The following is a 17,237-nucleotide window of genomic DNA, read 5'->3' as shown; positions in this document are numbered from 1 at the left end:
GGTCCAGGCTTCGACAAACTCCCCTCACCCGGAGCCGCTTCGCGTCTCCGACCTCTCCCGCAAGCGGGAGAGGCAGCGTATTCCTTCTCCGGCTAGAGGGTGCGCCGTGCCGCCGCCACCGCGGCCAGCCACTCCGCGGTGTCGTCGACGGCGATGTCGATATGGCCGTCCCCGGGCAAAGGCTGGCCCCAGTCGGACGGGGTGCGCACCCACACCGTGGTCATGCCCAGCCGGTGCGCCGGCAGCAGGTTGCGGGCCATGTCCTCGACCATCACGGTCGAGCGCGGCGCCAGCCCGTAGCGGTCCAGCATCGTCCGGTACGGGCCGGGGTCGGGCTTCGGCACGTAATCGGCGGCGACGATGTCGAAGATGCCGTCGAACTGGGCCACGACGCCGAGGCGGGTCAGCACCCGCTCGGCATGGCGGACCGAGCCGTTGGTGAACACGATCTTGCGGCCCGGCAGGTCGCCCAGCGCCGCGGCCAGGGCCGGGCTGGGCCCGATCGCCGAGATGTCGATGTCGTGGACATATTCCAGGAACGGGCCGGGGTCGATTGCGCGCTCGCGCATCAGCCCGTTCAGGGTGGTGCCGTAGTCGCGGAACAGCCGCTTCTGCAGCGCCCGCGCCTCGTCCGGCGGCAGGTCGAAATGCTCGCGGATATACTCGCCCATGCGACGGTCGATCTGCGCGAACAGGTTGGTGCGGGCGGGGTACAGCGTGTTGTCCAGGTCGAACACCCAGTGCTCGACATGGCGCAGCGGGTCGGTCGCCTGCATCGTCACTCGGCCGGCTTGGTCTGGTGCCGCATCAGCACCGGCATCTGCGCCATGGCGAAGACCAGCGTCAGCGGCAGGATGCCGAACAGTTTGAAGCCGGCCCAGAACTCGGTCGAGAAGCTGCGCCACACCACCTCGTTGATCACCGCCAGCACGACGAAGAACACGGCCCAGCGCCAGGTCAGGATGCGCCAGCCCTGCTCCGTCAGCTCGAACACCGTGCCCATCATCAGCTTCAGGAAGTTGCGGCCGGTGGCCAGGCCGGTGAACAGGATCGCCGCGAACAGCAGGTTCACCACGGTCGGCTTCAGCTTGATGAACAGGTCGTCGTCCAGCCACAGCGTCAGGCCGCCGAAGACCAGCACGAAGACGCAGCCGACCATCGGCATGATCGGCCAGCGCTTCTCCAGCCGCACCGACAGCACCACCGCGACGACGGTCGCCACCATGAACACGGCCGTGGCCGGCATGATGCCGGCGGTCTGGTTGGCGATGAAGAACAGCAGCAGCGGCCCGGCCTCCAGCGCCAGGCGCAGGAACGGGCCCTTCTCGGGCTTGGCGACGGCCTGCGTGTCGGCCCGCGGCTGGGTCTGGTCGATCATGGCCGCACCCTAGACCAAGCGCCGTTTGCTGGAAACCGCGATCGGCAGGATGGAATGCCGCGCCCGCCTTCCGCCCGCCCCATGCCGCGCGACGATGGCAGCACTGCCCACAGCGCTCTTGTACGACAAGTATCGGAGGCGAAGGTTAGGGGGCTCGGGGCGCTTCGCCGCCGCCGACCCCATTCCCTCGGCCCCCCGCCTTTGGAACGCCGCACCATGTCCGCACACAGTCCGGCGGTCGCCGCCCCGGCGCCGCTCGACCACGCCACCGTCCGGTCGATCATCATCGGCATCATGCTGGCCATGCTGCTGGCCGCGCTGGACCAGACCATCGTCGCCACCGCGCTGCCCACCATCGGGCAGGAGCTGGGCGACGTCGAGCACCTGTCCTGGGTGGTCAGCGCCTACCTCCTGGCCTCGACCGCGGTGACGCCGCTCTACGGCAAGTTCAGCGACATCCACGGCCGGCGGGTGACGCTGCTGGTCAGCATCACCGTGTTCATCGTCGGGTCGGTGGTCTGCGCCCTGGCGCCGACCATGCTGGCGCTGATCCTGGCCCGGGCGCTGCAGGGGCTGGGCGGCGGCGGGCTGATCTCGCTGGCCCAGACCATCATCGCCGACGTGGTCTCGCCGAAGGAGCGCGGGCGCTATCAGGGCTACATCGCCAGCGTCTTCGTCACCTCCAGCGTGGTCGGACCGGTGCTGGGCGGGTTGTTCGCCGACCATCTGCACTGGTCGGTGATCTTCTGGATCAACCTGCCGCTCGGCCTCGGCGCCTTCTGGATGGTGTGGGGCGCGCTGCGCCGCCTGCCGCGGCACGAGCGGCGGCACAGGCTCGACGTGCTCGGCGCCGTGCTGATGGTCGGCGCCACCGTGGCCGCGATGCTGGCGCTGACCTGGGGCGGCACCCGCTATGCCTGGGGGTCGCCGGAGATCCTCGGCCTGTTCGCCGTGTCGCTGGTGTTCTGGGTGCTGTTCGCGCTGCGCCTCCTGAAGGCGGACGAGCCGCTGATCCCGCTGGCGGTGATGGTCAATCCGGTGGTCGGCACCGGCACCGCCGCCGCCTTCTGCGTCATGGGCACCTTCATCGGCCTGTCGATCTACGTCCCGGTCTATCTCGAGGGCATCCTCGGCCTCTCCGCCTCCAATGCCGGCCTGGCGCTGATGCCGCTGATGGCCGGCACCGTGACCGGCGCCAACATCGCCGGCCGCTTCATGGCCCGCATGACCCACTACAAGCGCACGCCGCTGGTCGGGCTGGTGATCGCCGCGGCGGCGCTGCTGCTGCTGGCGGCCGACCCGGCCGGCCGGCCGATGTGGCTGGTCGAGGTGCTGCTGGCCGCGATCGGCCTGGGCCTCGGCACCGTGCTGCCGGTCACCACCATCTCGATCCAGAACGCAGTGGCGATGCACCAGCTCGGCACCGCCACCGGCTGCATGAACTTCTTCCGCTCGCTGGGCAGCGCCATCGTCGTCGCCGGCTTCGGCGCCATCGTGCTCGGCGCCATCGGCGGCGGCGGGCCGGGCCGGTCGGCGGAAAACCTCGGCGACCTGACCCCGGCGATGCGCGAGGGGCTGGTCGGCGCCTTCCACTGGCTGTTCCTGGCCGCGGCGGTGGGCCTGGCCCTCGGCTTCGTCTGGCTGCTGCTGATGGAGGAGCGGCCGCTGCGCAGCGGCGCCGCCGCGCACGCGAAGGAAGCCCTGGTCGAATAGGGACGTGAGGTGAGGGGCCGGCGCCGCCGGATCGTCTCGGATCCGGGAGCGTTCGCGCTTCCATGCCCGGTCCCGCACGTTTAGGGTCCAGGCCTCCAGACCGACTTCGGTCCGCATCCCGGCGCCGCCTTTTCCCGGGCGCCGGGATGCACTTTCCCTCGCGCTACCCCTTCACCGCGCCGGCGGTGAGGCCGGAGACGATGCGGCGCTGGAAGATCATCACCAGCACGATCAGCGGCACGGTCACCACCACCGACGCCGCCATGATGTTGCCCCAGGGGATGTCGAACTGGGTGGCGCCGGAGATCAGGGCGATCGCCACCGGCACCGTCCGCACCTCGTTGGTCAGGGTGAAGGTGAGGGCGAACAGGAACTCGTTCCAGGCGGCGATGAAGGCGAGCAGGCCGGTGGTCGCCAGCGCCGGGCCCAGCAGCGGCAGGAACACCTTCACCAGGATCTGCAGCGGCGAGGCGCCGTCGACGATCGCCGCCTCCTCCAGCTCGCGCGGCAGCTCGCGGATGAAGGTGGTCAGCACCCAGACCGAGAAGGGCAGGGTGAAGATCATGTAGCTGACGATCAGCGAGCCGAGCTGGTTGTAGAGGCCGGCCCAGCGCACCAGCTCGAACAGCCCGGTCAGCACCGCCACCTGCGGGAACATCGACACGCCGAGCGTGATCATCAGAATGGTGCTGCGGCCGCGGAACCGCACCCGGCCCAGCGCATAGGCGGCGCTGACCGACAGCGCCAGGCACACCAGCACGGTCGCCCCGGCGACGATCAGCGAGTTGATGATATTGGTCAGGAAGGGCTGCTCGCGGAACACGCTGGCGTAGTTGTCGAGCGTGGGCGAGGGCGGGATCAGCTCGGTGCCGAACAGCTGCTGGCCGCTCTTCAGCGACGAGATCACGGCCCAGTAGAACGGGAACACCGTGTACAGGATGATCGCGGCGACCAGCAGGTAGAAGAAGGTGCGGCCGACGCGGCGCCGGGTGGTCTTGGTCATGGCCATGGCACGCCTCCTCTCTTACTTGTCGAACCGCACGCGGCCCGCCACCATCCACAGGGCGGCGATCACGGCGATGATGACGAAGAGCAGGGTCGAGGCGGCGGAGCCGAATCCGACGTTGCCGAAATCGATGCTCTGCTGCCGGGCGAAGACCGACATGCTCATCGTGTTGATGCTGTTCGAGGTCAGCACGTAGATGAGGTCGAACACCCGCAGCGAATCCAGCGCCCGGAACAGGATCGCCACCATCAGCGCCGGCCAGATCAGCGGCAGGGTGATGCGGGTGAAGACGCGCCAGGGCCGGATGCCGTCGACCTTCGCCGCCTCATACACCTCGTTCGGCAGCATCTGCAGCGCCGCCAGGATCAGGAGGGTCATGAAGGGCGTGGTCTTCCAAACATCGACCGCGATCACCGAGGCCAGCGACAGTGACGGGTCCGCTGTCCAGGCGATGCGGGTCGAGATCACGCCGAGCGACAGCAGCACCTCGTTCACTACGCCGTACTGGTCGTTCAGCATCCAGCCCCACATCTTGGCCGAGACGATGGTGGGGATGGCCCAGGGGATCAGCACCGCGGCCCTGAGCAGCCCGCGCCCCGGCAGATGCGCGTTCAGCGTCATGGCGATGACGAGGCCGAGGATGGTCTCGATCAGCACCGAGATCACGGTGAACAGGATGGTGTTCCAGGCCGACCGCCACCACACCGGGTCGACCAGCAGCCCCTGCCACGAGAAGATGCCGCTGGTGTCGACGTCGTAATCGACCGGCTTGTTCTCGTCGATGTCCCAGAACCTGCCCTCCTCCGGCTTCCACACCAGGTTGGTGCCCTTGGGGTCGTAGAAGACGTAGTAGCCGCCGAGCTTGTCGTCCCAGTCGGCGCGGTTCGGGCCGTAGAACAGGTAGTTGTCGAAGCCGACCAGGCGGGTCGGCCGCTCGGCCTTCAGGGTCGCGTCGGTGAAGCTCAGCGCGACGGTCCGCACCAGCGGCCAGCCGGCGACCAGCGCCAGCACCAGCAGCATCGGGACCAGGAACATCCAGGCGGCGCGGATGCGCTGCCGGCTGAGCCGGGAGACCGCCGGCTTCGCGGCGCGCGCGGCCGCGGCGGGGGTCGAGGTGGCGACGGTCATGGGATCCTCCCCGATTGTGTGGGCAGAGGTGTTCGGTCAACTGAGGTCGGCCAGCCCTCGCGGCAACTGATTGCCTCTCCCGCAAGCGAGATCTTTTGGGAACTCGACCAAATCAATAGACGTGGATTTTTCACACTCCCCCTCCCCTCGCGGGAGGGGGTAGGGGAGGGGGCTGTCGATGCCGAGCGCCGGCGTGGAATTGGCCGAGATTTCTGCGGGCCGGTGGCGACGCCCAACATCAATTCCGTCGGCGCGAGAACCCCTCCCCTACCCCCTCCCGCAAGGGGAGGGGGAGGATAAAGGGGATAGACCGCCCCAGGTGGTAGCATTCCGAAAACATCCCGCAAGCGGGAGAGGCCATCGGAGCAGGCTCGGCGGGATGCACGCCTTACCAGCGGCCGCCGCGGCTCAGCCGGTTCAGGTCCTTCTGCAGCTGCGCCAGGTTGGCGGCGCCGTCGCCCTGCTTCGACAGGGTGTTGTGGACCGCGTTCCAGAACAGGGTCGAGACCTCGTTGTAGCGCTCGCCGGTGATCGCCGAGGGGCGGGGCACGGCGCTCTCGAAGGCCGCCTTCAGGTCGGCGAAGAAGGGCTGCGCCTTCAGCACGTCGGGGTCGTCGTACAGCGCCGGGATCGTGGTCTGGAACGTGGCCTCGATGGCGCGGCGCTTCTGCTCCTCCTTGCCGGTCAGGTACATGACCAGGTCGGCGGCCTCCTTCGGATGGGTCGAGTATTTCGACACCGCCAGGTTCCAGCCGCCCAAGGTCGCGGCGTGGCGGGCGCCCTCGCCGTCGCCCTTCGGCAGCGCGCCGGTGCCGATCTTGCCCTTGACCGGGCTGTCGCCGGAATTGACCAGCGAATAGGCGTAGGGCCAGTTGCGCATGAAGGCGGCATTGCCGGACTGGAACACGCCGCGCGCATCCTCCTCCATGTAGTTCAGCACGCCGTCGGGCGCGATGGTGCCGACCCAGGAGGCCGCGGTGTCCAGCGCCTTGGCGGCCTGCGGGTTGTTGATCGTGATCTTGCCGTCCGGCCCGACAATGGCGCCGCCGCCGAAGCTGACGACCCATTCCAGGGCGTTGCAGCTCAGCCCCTCATAGGCCCGGCCCTGGAACACGAAGCCGAAGAAGCGGTCATTGCCGGCCTTGCGCTCGCCCTCCTGGATGGTCTTGGCGCTCTCGGTCAGCTCGGCCCAGGTCTCGGGCACCTTGAGCTTGTACTTGTCCAGCAGATCCTTCCGGTAATACAGCAGCCCGGCATCGGTGAACCAGGGCAGGGCCAGGAGATGGCCGTCGACAGTCAGCCCCTGGATGATGCTGGGGAAGTGCTGGTCGATCGTCGCCTGGTCGACATAGGGCTTCAGGTCGACGAAATGGCTGCCCAGGATGCCAGGCCAGATCACGTCGACCTGGAACACGTCGACATCGGCGGATTTGGCCGTGAGGATCTGCTGGTACAGGGCCAGCTGGTCGGAGGTGGATTGCGGCGCGGCGACGACGTCGACCGTGTTGCCGGTCTTGGCCGCCCAGGCCTTGGCGCCCTGCTGGCACTGCGCCTGCTCGGCCCCGGCCGAGCCGCAGGAGATGGTGACCTTGACCCCTTCCGCCTGCGCGGCGGCGCCGGCCAGGACAATGGCGAGTCCAAGGGGGGCGAGGCCAAGGTGGGCGAGGCTGAGGGGTAGGATGGCGCTCCTCGACATGTCTCCTCCGTCTGCTTTTGGCAGCGGGGGAAGACCGGCGCGCCCCCGCGTGCTTGTCTTGGGCCAGAAGGGTGACTCGCCGGGCCGGCCTCTGGCGAGTCCAAATGAAACAAAGTCTCAGGCGGCGTTCTGTTCCGCCTGAATCGCCTCGGCGGCCAACGCGCCGAAGAAGGCGGCATAGGGCGGCAGCGCCACCCGGCCGCCATCCAGCTTCGCGCCCAGCCCCGGCGCGTCGGTCGGGGCGATCTGCGTCGGCGGCGCGGTCCAGATCCGGGTCTCGCCGGTCAGGTTGAAGACGCAGAGGATGCGCTCGTCCTCCAGCACCCGCTCGAAGGCCAGCACCCCGTCGGCGGTGTCGAGGAAGCGCAGCGACCCGGTGGCGAAGGCCGGGTGGGCGCGGCGCCAGCGCAGGAACTGGCGGGTGAAGGCCAGGGTCGACTCCGGGTCGCCGGCCTGCGCGTCCACGGCCAGGCGGCGATGCGCCTCCGGGATCGGCAGCCAGGGCTCGGCGCTGGAGAAGCCGGCCTGGGACGCCTCGGCTTGCCACGGGATCGGGGTGCGGCAGCCGTCGCGGCCCTTGAACTCGGGCCAGAAGGTGATGCCGTAGGGGTCCTGCAGCTTGTCGTAAGGCACCTCGGCCTCCGGCAGGCCCAGCTCCTCGCCCTGGTACAGGAAGGCGGTGCCGCGCAGCGAGGTCAGCAGCGCCACCAGCAGGCGCGGCAGCCGCGGGTCGGCCTCGGCCCCGCCCCAGCGCGACGCCACCCGGCGGACGTCGTGGTTGGAGAAGGCCCAGGACGGCCAGCCATCGGTGGTCGCCGCCTCGAAGGCGGTCAGCGCCGTGGCGATGTGGGCCGCGCTGAAATTGTCGTTCAGCAGGCTGAAATTATAGGCGGTGTGCAGCAGGTCGGCCTGGACGTATTCGGCGGTGCGGCCGATCGGGTCGTCGTCGCCGATCTCGGCCACCGCCATCCGGTCCGGATAGCGGTTCATCAGCTCCCGCATCCGGCGCAGGAACATCAGGTTCTCCGGCTGCGACTTATCGAACAGGTGCAGCTGCATGTAGTAGGGGTTGTCCGCCCGGTCGTCCCCGGTCGGCGCCCGGTCGGCCGGCTTGCCCGGATTGTCGCGCAGCAGCCGGTCGTGCATGTAGAAATTCGCGGTGTCCAGGCGGAAGCCGTCGGCGCCGCGCTGCAGCCAGAACTCCAGCACGTCCAGCACCGCCTGCTGCACCTCGGGATTGTGCAGGTTCAGGTCCGGCTGCTGGGTCAGGAAGTTGTGCATGTAGTACTGGCGCCGGCGGGTGTCCCACTGCCAGGCCGAGCCGCCGAAGATCGACAGCCAGTTGTTCGGCGGGTTGCCGTCCGGCTTGGCGTTGGCCCAGACGAACCAGTCGGCCTTCGGGTTGTCGCGGCTGCTCCGGCTCTCGGTGAACCAGGGGTGCTGGTCGGAGGTGTGGCTGATCACCTGGTCGATGATCACCTTGAGATTCAGCGCATGCGCCTTCTCGACCAGCCGGTCGAAATCAGCGAGCGTGCCGAACATCGGGTCGACGTCGCGGTAATCCGACACGTCGTAGCCGAAATCCTTCATCGGCGACTTGAAGAAGGGCGAGATCCAGATCCCGTCGACGCCGAGATCGGCGATGTGGTCGAGCTTGGCGGTGATGCCGGCCAGGTCGCCGATACCGTCGCCATTGGTGTCCAGGAAGCTGCGCGGGTAGATCTGGTACATCACCGCGCCGCGCCACCATTCGCGCATTCGTCCTCTCCGCATGTCCCCCTGCATCCTCGCGACGACCGCACCAGCCCTCCGGCCAAAGGTCATCTGAATGCATTCAGTTTTTACAGTAACAGAGACTTTCTTGATCGATCAAGAGGGAGGTTTTAGGGTGCTTGCATGAGCGACGGAGCAGAGAAGCGGCGGGGCACGCTGCTGGACATCGCGGCGGCGGTCGGGGTGTCGCGCACGACGGTGTCGAACGCCTTCAACCGGCCGGACCAGCTGTCGGCCGAGCTGCGCGACAAGATCATGGCGGCCGCCCGGGCGATGGGGGTGCATGGGCCGAACCCGGCGGCGCGGATGCTGCGCACCGGCAAGGCCGAAGCGATCGGCCTGCTGTTCCACGAGACGCTGCCCTTCGCCTTCGACGACCCGGCGGCGGTGGGCATGCTGCGCGGCATCGCCAGCGCCTGCGAGAAGGCGCGCTCCGGCCTGCTGATCCTGCCGGCGGTGAAGAGCCCGGCCAGCCGCAGCGCCATCCACCGCGCCGCGGTCGATGGCTTCCTCGTCTACGGCTTCCTCAACGGGGCGGAGGCCTGGGCGCCGCTCTTGCGCCGCGGCCTGCCGGTGGTGGCGATCGACAACCAGGTGCCGGAGGGCGTGGCCTTCGTCGGCATCGACGACCGCGGCGCCGCCCGCAAGGTGGCGCAGCATGTGCTGGGCCTGGGCCACCGCCGGCTCGGCATCGTCTCGCTGGAGGCCGCGGTGGACGGCTATGCCGGGCCGCTCGACGCCGCCCGCCGGGCGAAGATGACCTTCCGCACCAGCGCCGACCGGCTGGCCGGCTATGCCGAGGCGATCGCCGCCGTCGGGATCGACCCGGACTCGGTGCCGGTGGAGGAACGGCCGGCGTCGAGCGAGGCGAACGGCCGCGACGCGGCGCTTTCACTGCTGCGCCGGCCGGACCGGCCGACGGCGATCCTGGCGATGTCGGACCGGCTGGCGATCGGCGTCATCGAGGCGGCGCGGTCGCTGAATCTGCGGGTGCCGGAGGATGTGTCGGTCGCCGGCTTCGACGACATCCCGCGCGCGGCGCTGGTGCGGCCGGCCCTGACCACGATCCGCCAACCGCTGTTCGACAAGGGCGCCACGGCGGCGTCGCTGCTGCTTGGCGCCGTGGCCGACGGCGGCACGATCCCGGCCGACCGCCGCCTGCTGCCGACCGAGCTGGTGGTGCGGGCCTCGACCCGACCGCCGGGGTAGCTGTCCATGGTTTCGGACGAACCCGATGCTGCACAATTCATCCTCCCCCTCCCCTTGCGGGAGGGGGTAGGGGGAGGGGTGTTTCTCACCGGCATCTCCGATGGCTGATAGTTTCGTCCGGTATCTGCGACAAAACCCGACGGAAGCTGAACGCCTGCTGTGGCGGCAGCTGCGCGGCAAGAAGATCGGGCATCTCCGCTTCCGGCGGCAATTCCGGCTCGGCCCTTATGTCGTCGACTTCGTCTCCCTGCCGGCGCGGCTCGTCATCGAAGTCGATGGCGCATCGCACGAGCTGACGATCGAGGCAGATCAGAAGCGGACTCAGTGGCTGGAAGGCCAGGGATTCCGGGTCATCCGCTTCACCAATGATCAGATCGTCGATCGCCTGCCGGATGTCGTGGACACGATCGCAGCAGTGGTGGCCGGCAGCAGTGGTGGCCGGTGGATTGACGGATCTGTCCTAAGGCCGGCTCGGCGGAGCGACCCCCCTCCCCCTACCCCCTCCCGCGAGGGGAGGGGGAGGATAAAAACCGACAGACAGGCTCCTTCGTCAATTCGCCACCGCGCGCAGCACGGCGGGCTTCTTCGGCGCCTCGACGGCCTGCAGGCCCTCATAGATCGACAGGTAGTCCTGGGCCATGCGGCGGGCGGTGAAGCGCTGGTCGAAGACCTCGCGGATACGGGCGTTCGACAGCTCCGGCAGCCGCTGCACCGCCGCCACCGCGCCGATCTCGTCCTCGACGATGAAGCCGGTGACGCCCTCGTCGATCACCTCGGGCACCGAGCCGCGATTGTAGGCCACGACCGGCGTGCCGCAGGCCATCGCCTCGATCATCACCAGGCCGAACGGCTCCGGCCAGTCGATCGGCACCAGCAGGCCGATGGCGCCGCTCAGGAACGCCGATTTCTGCGAATCATCGATCTCGCCGATGAAGTCGACATGGGGCGACCGCGCCAGCAGCGGCTTGATCTCGGCGTCGTAGTATTCCTGGTCGGCTTTGTCGACCTTGGCCGCGATCTTCAGCGGCAGGCCGGCCTTGGCCGCGATCTCGATCGCCCGGTCGACCCGCTTCTCCGGCGCGATGCGGCCGAGGAAGGCGAGGTATCCGCGCTCCGCCGACACCGGCGACAGCAGCTGCGCCGGCAGGCCGTGATGCACGGTGGCGATCCAGCCGGCCTTCGGCATCGGCCGGCGCTGGGCGTCGGAGATCGACACCACCGGCACATGCGAGAAGGTCTCGAACATCGGGTGCAGCTCGGGCAGGTCCAGCCGCCCGTGCAGCGTGGTCACGAAGGGCACGTCGCCGCGGCTGAACAGCGAGAACGGGAAATAGTCGAGATGGCAGTGGACGACGTCGAACTCGTCCGATCGCCGGTACACCTGCTCGAACATGTGCATGTGGGGCGCGATCCAGTCGCGCACCGAGGCGTCGAGCCGCATCGCCCGCGGCCAGCAGGCCTCGAGCGTGGCGGAGGTCACGGAATCGCCGCTGGCGAAGAGTGTGACGTCGTGGCCGAGGGCGACGAGCTCTTCCGTCAGGAAGGAGACGACGCGTTCGGTGCCGCCATAGAGCTTGGGGGGGACCGCTTCGAACAGCGGGGCGACCTGCGCGATTCGCATGTGGGTGGAACTCCCTCCGCAGATGGGGGTTTGTCTGACATCACCGGCGGCGCTGCGGCGCAACAATGCGGCGCTGTTTCTTGTCTGGTGCTTCCGCGGCAACAGGCACTCGAAGACCACAGACAATCGGAACGGGAAAAGGTTCCGACTTCGGCCCGATAATGTTCTGTGGAGCGCGCGTAAATACCGTGCAGTGCAGCGGGCCGCTGTATCTGTCGGGCTGTCGCACCAGGACTCTCAAGGCGGCGGAAGACGTCGTCCGTGGTGGAACGAAGACAACGCAGAGGATCTGATGGACATGACGGCGTCCACGCAGACTCGCACTCTCGAAGGGTTTCGGAATCGGCCGATCGGCTTCATCCTGCACTATGTGCGGCAGGAGGCCGCACCGCATGCGGTGGTGATCGCCTCGGTCGTCGCCGCCGTCGCCTGCGGGATCGGGTCGCAATACGCGATCAAGCACCTGGTCGACGTGCTGGCCCTCGGCGCCTCCGGGGTGATCTGGCTGGCCTACGGCCTGCTGGTCGGGCTGATCCTGGCCGACAACATGCTGTGGCGGGTCGGCGGCTGGGTCGCCGCCCGCGCCTTCGTTGGCGTCACCGGCGCGGTCCGGCGCGACCTGTTCCGGCACCTGACCGGCCACGCCCCCAGCTATTTCGCCGACCGGCTGCCCGGCATGGTCGCCGGCCGCGTCTCGGCCACGGCCAACGCGATCTTCACCACCGAGAACACCTTCTCCTGGAACGTGCTGCCGCCGGCGCTGGCGCTGGTCGGCTCGATCTGCGTGCTGGCCACGGTCGATCCGGTGATGGCCGGGGTGCTGGTCGCGGCCTCGGCGGCGCTGTCGGCCTTCATCTACCGCCTGGCCAAGCGCGGCGGCCCGATCCACCGCAGCTACGCCACCGAGGCGGCGAAGGTCGATGGCGAGCTGGTCGACGTGATCGGCAACATGGGTCTGGTGCGGCTGTTCGGCGCCACGATCCGCGAGCAGGCGCGGCTGGCCGACCGCATCGGGGTCGAGATGTCTGCCCGCCAGCGCAGCCTGCGCACGATGGAGCGGCTGCGCCTGATCCATGCGGCGATCACCGCGGTGCTGACGGCGGGCCTGCTGGGCTGGGCCCTCCTGCTGTGGCAGGCCGGGCGGGCGACGCCGGGCGACATCGTGCTGGTCAGCTCGCTCGGCTTTGCCATCCTGCACGGCACCCGCGACCTGGCGGTGGCGCTGGTCGACCTGACCCAGCACATCGCCCGGCTGTCCGAGGCGATCTCGACCCTCCTGGTGCCGCACGACCTGCCCGACGCGCCGCATGCCGAGCCGCTGCCGGCGCCGAAGCATGGCGGCGGCGTGCCGATCGGCTTCCAGCATGTGCGCTTCGCCTATCCCAAGCGGCCGCCGATCCTGGACGGCTTCGACCTGCGGATCGAGCCCGGGGAGCGGGTCGGCTTGGTCGGCCTGTCCGGCGCCGGCAAGTCGACCGTGCTGACCCTGGTGCAGCGCTTCTACGATGTCGGCCAGGGCCGGATCGAGGTGGCGGGCCGCGACATCCGCGACCTGACGCAGGAGAGCCTGCGCCAGATCATCGGCGTGGTGCCGCAGGACATCTCGATGTTCCACCGCAGCGTGCGCGAGAACATCCGCTACGGCCGGCCGGACGCGACCGATGCCGAGGTGCTGGCCGCGGCCGAGGCCGCGCACTGCCGGGAGTTCATCGAGGCGCTGCCGGAGGGGTTCGACACCGTGGTCGGCGACCGCGGGGTCAAGCTGTCGGGCGGCCAGCGCCAGCGCATCGCCATCGCCCGCGCCTTCCTCAAGGACGCGCCGGTGCTGCTGCTGGACGAGGCGACCTCGGCGCTGGACAGCGAATCCGAGCGCGCGGTGCAGGAGGCGTTGGACGACCTGATGCAGGGCCGTACGGTGATCGCTATCGCCCACCGCCTGTCGACGCTGCGGCGCTTCGACCGGATCGTGGTGATGGAGCATGGCCGGGTGATCGACCAGGGTACTCCCGCCGCTTTGGCCGCCCGGCCCGGCGTCTACCGCACCCTGCTGCAGCGCCAACTGGGGCATGCCGAGGAGGCGCATGCGGCGTGAGGGGATGATCGGCTCGACAATCTCCAGAACTTTGCTGTCGCCATTCCCTTTTAAGTCCCCCCTCCCGCGAGGGGAGGGGGGACTCATTTTTCTTCGGCCGCCATGCTATTCACCCCGAAGGCGGCCGCCGCGGGCCGCGCCTCAGGGACGGAACACCGATGCCATCGCTCGACCAGCTGCCGCGCCTGCGCCTGCAGCACGCGCCGACGCCCCTGGAGCCGCTCCCGCGCCTCACGGAAGCGCTGGGCGGCCCGCAGCTCTGGATCAAGCGCGACGACTGCACCGGCCTGGCCCTCGGCGGCAACAAGGTGCGCAAGCTCGAATTCCTGCTCGGCGACGCGCTGGCCCAGGGGGCCGACACCATCATCACCGCCGGCGGCCCGCAGTCGAACCACGCCCGCCAGACCGCGGCCGCCGCGGCCAGGCTCGGCCTCGACTGCGTGCTGGTGCTGACCGACGCGGTGGCCGGGCGCGACCCGTCCTATCACACCAGCGGCAACCTGATGCTGGACGAGCTGTTCGGCGCCCGGATCGAGCTGCATCCCGGCACCGCCGACGCCGATGCCGAGATGGCGCGCGTCGCCGAGGAATGCCGGGCGGAAGGCGGCACGCCCTATGTCGTCCCGGTCGGCGGGTCGAACGCGCTGGGGCTGGTCGGCTATGTCGACGCGGCCCGGGAGCTGCTGCGGCAGGGCCGCGACCAGGGCGTCGGCTTCACCCATGTGGCGCTGGCCAGCGGCAGTGGCGGCACCCAGGCCGGGCTGGCGCTCGGCCTCGCCCTCGGCGGTAGCAAGGCCCCGGCGGTCGGCTATTGCATCAGCCGCAGCTCGACGGAGCAGCGGCCTAAGGTTGCGCGGCTGGTCCAGGCCGGGGCCGAGCTGCTGGGCGTCGTGCCGCCGCTGGCGCCGGAGGATCTGGTGCTGGAGGACGGCGTGGTCGGCGCGGGCTACGGCCTGCCGACGGACGGCATGGTCGAGGCGCTGCAGCTGGCCGCCAGCCGCGACGCCATCGTGCTGGACCCGGTCTACACCGGCAAGGCGATGGCCGGGCTGATCGCCGGCATCCGCGCCGGTCGCTACCGGCCCGACGACGTGGTGGTGTTCCTGCACACCGGCGGCGCGCCCGCGCTGTTCACCTATCCCGACGCCTTCCCGATCCATTGGGGCGAATGAGCGAGCTGTCGGCGGACGACCTGCCGCGCTGCGGCTGGGCGCATGGCGGGCCGGCGATGCTGGCCTATCACGACCGCGACTGGGGCACGCCGGAGCGCGACGACCGTGCCCTGTTCGAGAATCTCAGCCTGCAGGGCACCCAGGCCGGCCTGTCCTGGCGTCTGGTGCTGGAGCGGCGCGGCAACTACCAGCGCGCCTTCCACGGTTTCGACATCGCCCGGGTGGCGGCGATGACGGATGCGGAGATCGAGGTGCTGCTGGCTGATGCCGGGCTGATCCGCAACCGGGCCAAGCTGAACGCCGTGCGCACCAATGCCCGGGCGGCGCTGGCGGTGATCGAGGCCGAGGGCGGCTTCGGCCGCTACCTCTGGTCCTTCGTCGGCGGTCAGCCGCTGGTCAACCGCTGGACCGCCCATGCCGAGATGCCGGCCACCAGCGAGATCTCCGACCGGATGAGCCGCGACATGAAGCGCCGCGGCTTCGTCTTCGTCGGCTCGACCGTCTGCTATTCGCTGATGCAGTCGGCCGGGCTGGTGAACGACCACATGGTGGGATGCTTCCGCCATCCGGAGTTCGGGCAAACCTAGCTCATGGCCTTCTTTGATTGTCATTGCCGGGCTTGACTCGGCAATCCAGGGGCTACCCAGAACGGCATCGACATTCCTGGATCCCCGGGTCAAGCCCAGGGATGACAAGTATAAGAAGCCGACAGTCTTGATCCCCACCGCCGCCCGGCGTCAGGATGGGGCATGGCGGAGACCAGGGCATTGCCGCCGGAGGCGCTGAAGGCGCTGTCCCGGCGGTCGGATTCGGAGGGGCTGCGGGCGCTGGCCCGGCATGCCGGGCTGATCGCGCTCGGCGTCGCCCTGGTGCTGGCGGCGCGCGGCAGCCTGTGGGTGTGGCCGGCCATGGCGCTGCTCGGCGCCGCGGAAATCTCCCTGTTCGCGCCGCTGCACGAGACCACGCACCGCACCCCGTTCCGGTCGCTGTGGCTGAACCGGCTGGTCGGCTGGGTCGCCGGCTTCGTCCTGGTGCTGCCGCCGGAGGGCTTCCGCCTGTTCCACATGGCGCATCACCGCCACACCCAGGACCCCGAGCGCGACCCGGAGCTGATCGGCACAAAACCCCTGACCCGCGGCCGCTACTGGCTGATCCTGACCGGGCTGCCCTATTGGTCGAGCCAGATCCAGGGCCTGCTGCGCGCTGCGGCCGGCCGCGACCGCTCACCCTGGATCCCCGCGGCCGACCGGGCCCGGGTGGCGGCGGAGGCGCGGATCTATCTGCTGCTCTACGCCGCCGTCCTGGCCGCCAGCCTCGCCACCGGCAGCGCCCTGGCCCTGCTGCTCTGGGCCGGGCCGGTGCTGCTGGCCCAGCCGCTGCTGCGCTGGGTGCTGCTGGCCGAGCATTCCGGCTGCGTCCGCAGCAACGACCGCTGGGCCAACACTCGCACCACCCTGGCGGGTCTGGTCCTGCGCGGGCTGTTCTGGAACGCCAGCTACCACACCGAGCATCACCTGGCGCCCGGCGTGCCGTTCCACGCCCTGCCGCGGATGCACGCCCTGGTCTCCGGCCGCCTCGCGGTGCTGTCGCCGGGCTATCCGGCCGCGCATGCGGAGATCCGCCGCGGGCTGGGGTGAGCGTTGTTTTCCGTCATTGCTTCGCTGCGCTCGCAATGACGATCTGAGTGGAGTGATCTGCCTCACTCTCCCTCACTCTTGATGAAGTCGATGAACGCCCTGAGCGGCGCGGGCATGTGGGTGCGGCTGGGGTAGTAGAGGAAGGGGCCGGAGAAGGGCTGCCACCACTCCTCCATCACCGGCACCAGCGCGCCGCTGTCGAGCTCCGGCCGCAGCGCCTCCTCGAACATGCGGATCAGGCCGAGCCCGGCCACCGCCGCCGCCACCTCCATCTCGATCGAGGTCGCGATCAGCGGCCCCTCCGGGCTGATGCGGATCACCTTGCCGTCGCGCTCGAACTCCCAGGGCGCGACCCGGCCGCTGGGGAAGCGGTGGCGGATGCAGGCATGGTCCAGCAGGTCGTTCGGGTGGTGCGGCCGGCCCCTGGCGGCCAGGTAGGACGGCGCGGCGGCGATGACGAAGCGCTGGGTGCGTGGGCCGACCGGCACCGCGATCATGTCGCGCTCGATCCGCTCCTCGTAGCGGATGCCGGCATCGAAGCCCTCGGCCAGCACGTCGACGAAGCTGTCGTCGCCCACCACCTCCAGCCGGATGCCGGGATGCGCCGCCAGGAAGCGGCAGGCGATCGGCGGCAGGATGTGGCGGGCGACGATCGACGGCACGTTCAGCCGCAGCGTGCCGGCCGGGCTGTCGCGGACGCTGGTCACGGCGTCGAGCGCGCCGGCGATCTCGCCCAGCGCCGGGCCTAGCCGTTCGAGCAGCCGCTCGCCGGCCGCGGTCGGGGTGACGCTGCGGGTGGTGCGGTTCAGGAG

At 69.6% G+C, this 17,237-nt stretch carries 14 protein-coding genes and 1 pseudogene; 7 read left to right on the top strand and 8 right to left on the bottom strand.

Annotation, left to right across the window (positions count from 1 at the left end; genetic code table 11):
* Positions 1-92: 92 nt before the first annotated feature.
* Together P409_RS08190 and P409_RS08185 are read right to left on the bottom strand one after the other, a co-directional pair.
* Complete coding sequence (locus P409_RS08190; RefSeq protein WP_034834111.1) at positions 93-776, bottom strand: pyrimidine 5'-nucleotidase; 684 nt, start codon at positions 774-776, stop codon at positions 93-95.
* Positions 777-778: 2 nt separating this feature from the next.
* The gene (locus P409_RS08185) at positions 779-1,378 is read right to left on the bottom strand and encodes a septation protein A (protein WP_052120179.1); all 600 of its coding nucleotides are present in this window, start codon (positions 1,376-1,378) and stop codon (positions 779-781) included.
* 216 nt (positions 1,379-1,594) lie between these two features.
* Between P409_RS08185 and P409_RS08180 the strand changes: the two genes are divergently transcribed.
* Positions 1,595-3,091: an MDR family MFS transporter gene (locus P409_RS08180; protein WP_034834108.1), complete on the top strand. Its 1,497-nt coding sequence runs from the start codon at positions 1,595-1,597 to the stop codon at positions 3,089-3,091.
* Positions 3,092-3,254: 163 nt separating this feature from the next.
* On the opposite strand, the gene P409_RS08175 is transcribed toward P409_RS08180, so the two are convergent.
* The 4 genes from P409_RS08175 to P409_RS08160 form a co-directional block, all read right to left on the bottom strand.
* Positions 3,255-4,100 (bottom strand): carbohydrate ABC transporter permease, encoded by an 846-nt coding sequence (locus P409_RS08175; protein WP_343285496.1) that lies wholly within the window; start codon positions 4,098-4,100, stop codon positions 3,255-3,257.
* Positions 4,101-4,115: 15 nt separating this feature from the next.
* Positions 4,116-5,225: a carbohydrate ABC transporter permease gene (locus P409_RS08170; RefSeq protein ID WP_034834105.1), complete on the bottom strand. Its 1,110-nt coding sequence runs from the start codon at positions 5,223-5,225 to the stop codon at positions 4,116-4,118.
* A gap of 388 nt (positions 5,226-5,613) precedes the next feature.
* Complete coding sequence (locus P409_RS08165) at positions 5,614-6,921, bottom strand: ABC transporter substrate-binding protein (protein WP_052120178.1); 1,308 nt, start codon at positions 6,919-6,921, stop codon at positions 5,614-5,616.
* Between the two features lie 117 nt (positions 6,922-7,038).
* Complete coding sequence (locus P409_RS08160; protein ID WP_034834103.1) at positions 7,039-8,679, bottom strand: alpha-glucosidase family protein; 1,641 nt, start codon at positions 8,677-8,679, stop codon at positions 7,039-7,041.
* A 138-nt stretch (positions 8,680-8,817) separates the two neighbouring features.
* On the opposite strand from P409_RS08160, the gene P409_RS08155 reads away from it, so the two are divergent.
* The gene (locus P409_RS08155) at positions 8,818-9,903 is read left to right on the top strand and encodes a LacI family DNA-binding transcriptional regulator (RefSeq protein WP_034834100.1); all 1,086 of its coding nucleotides are present in this window, start codon (positions 8,818-8,820) and stop codon (positions 9,901-9,903) included.
* A gap of 100 nt (positions 9,904-10,003) precedes the next feature.
* Positions 10,004-10,312 (top strand): annotated as a pseudogene (locus P409_RS41505) (endonuclease domain-containing protein); the annotation flags it as partial.
* A 141-nt stretch (positions 10,313-10,453) separates the two neighbouring features.
* Here the strand turns inward: P409_RS41505 and P409_RS08145 are convergent.
* Positions 10,454-11,524: a glycosyltransferase family 4 protein gene (locus P409_RS08145; protein WP_034834094.1), complete on the bottom strand. Its 1,071-nt coding sequence runs from the start codon at positions 11,522-11,524 to the stop codon at positions 10,454-10,456.
* A 298-nt stretch (positions 11,525-11,822) separates the two neighbouring features.
* On the opposite strand from P409_RS08145, the gene P409_RS08140 reads away from it, so the two are divergent.
* The 4 genes from P409_RS08140 (at position 11,823) to P409_RS08125 (ending at position 16,425) form a co-directional block, all read left to right on the top strand.
* Entirely contained in the window at positions 11,823-13,616 is a 1,794-nt protein-coding gene (locus P409_RS08140) for an ABC transporter ATP-binding protein (protein ID WP_238578623.1), read from the top strand.
* 158 nt (positions 13,617-13,774) lie between these two features.
* Positions 13,775-14,788, top strand: a complete 1,014-nt coding sequence (locus tag P409_RS08135) for a D-cysteine desulfhydrase family protein (protein ID WP_034834091.1) — start codon at positions 13,775-13,777, stop codon at positions 14,786-14,788.
* Entirely contained in the window at positions 14,785-15,375 is a 591-nt protein-coding gene (locus P409_RS08130; protein ID WP_034834088.1) for a DNA-3-methyladenine glycosylase I, read from the top strand. Before P409_RS08135 ends, P409_RS08130 begins: the two co-directional genes overlap by 4 nt.
* Positions 15,376-15,537: 162 nt before the next feature.
* Positions 15,538-16,425 carry a fatty acid desaturase gene (locus P409_RS08125; protein ID WP_034834086.1) on the top strand — a complete coding sequence of 296 codons (888 nt, stop codon included), beginning with the start codon at positions 15,538-15,540 and terminating at the stop codon, positions 16,423-16,425.
* Positions 16,426-16,487: 62 nt separating this feature from the next.
* Here the strand turns inward: P409_RS08125 and P409_RS08120 are convergent.
* Positions 16,488-17,237 (bottom strand): LysR substrate-binding domain-containing protein (locus P409_RS08120; protein WP_034834083.1); only part of this gene is annotated, 750 nt, incomplete at its 5' end.

Origin of the sequence: Inquilinus limosus MP06 (assembly GCF_000767795.1) — a bacterium.
In the GTDB taxonomy this organism is placed as follows: domain Bacteria; phylum Pseudomonadota; class Alphaproteobacteria; order DSM-16000; family Inquilinaceae; genus Inquilinus; species Inquilinus limosus_E.
Note: the sequence above shows the minus strand (reverse complement) of the source record. Positions and strands in the feature narration are given on the sequence as shown.

Coding starts and splice junctions, on each gene's coding strand:
- P409_RS08190 (WP_034834111.1), bottom strand. CDS start 776: ATGCAGGCGACCGACCCGCTGCGCCATGTCGAGCACTGGGTGTTCGAC.
- P409_RS08185 (WP_052120179.1), bottom strand. CDS start 1,378: ATGATCGACCAGACCCAGCCGCGGGCCGACACGCAGGCCGTCGCCAAG.
- P409_RS08180 (WP_034834108.1), top strand. CDS start 1,595: ATGTCCGCACACAGTCCGGCGGTCGCCGCCCCGGCGCCGCTCGACCAC.
- P409_RS08175 (WP_343285496.1), bottom strand. CDS start 4,100: ATGGCCATGACCAAGACCACCCGGCGCCGCGTCGGCCGCACCTTCTTC.
- P409_RS08170 (WP_034834105.1), bottom strand. CDS start 5,225: ATGACCGTCGCCACCTCGACCCCCGCCGCGGCCGCGCGCGCCGCGAAG.
- P409_RS08165 (WP_052120178.1), bottom strand. CDS start 6,921: ATGTCGAGGAGCGCCATCCTACCCCTCAGCCTCGCCCACCTTGGCCTC.
- P409_RS08160 (WP_034834103.1), bottom strand. CDS start 8,679: ATGCGCGAATGGTGGCGCGGCGCGGTGATGTACCAGATCTACCCGCGC.
- P409_RS08155 (WP_034834100.1), top strand. CDS start 8,818: ATGAGCGACGGAGCAGAGAAGCGGCGGGGCACGCTGCTGGACATCGCG.
- P409_RS08145 (WP_034834094.1), bottom strand. CDS start 11,524: ATGCGAATCGCGCAGGTCGCCCCGCTGTTCGAAGCGGTCCCCCCCAAG.
- P409_RS08140 (WP_238578623.1), top strand. CDS start 11,823: ATGACGGCGTCCACGCAGACTCGCACTCTCGAAGGGTTTCGGAATCGG.
- P409_RS08135 (WP_034834091.1), top strand. CDS start 13,775: ATGCCATCGCTCGACCAGCTGCCGCGCCTGCGCCTGCAGCACGCGCCG.
- P409_RS08130 (WP_034834088.1), top strand. CDS start 14,785: ATGAGCGAGCTGTCGGCGGACGACCTGCCGCGCTGCGGCTGGGCGCAT.
- P409_RS08125 (WP_034834086.1), top strand. CDS start 15,538: ATGGCGGAGACCAGGGCATTGCCGCCGGAGGCGCTGAAGGCGCTGTCC.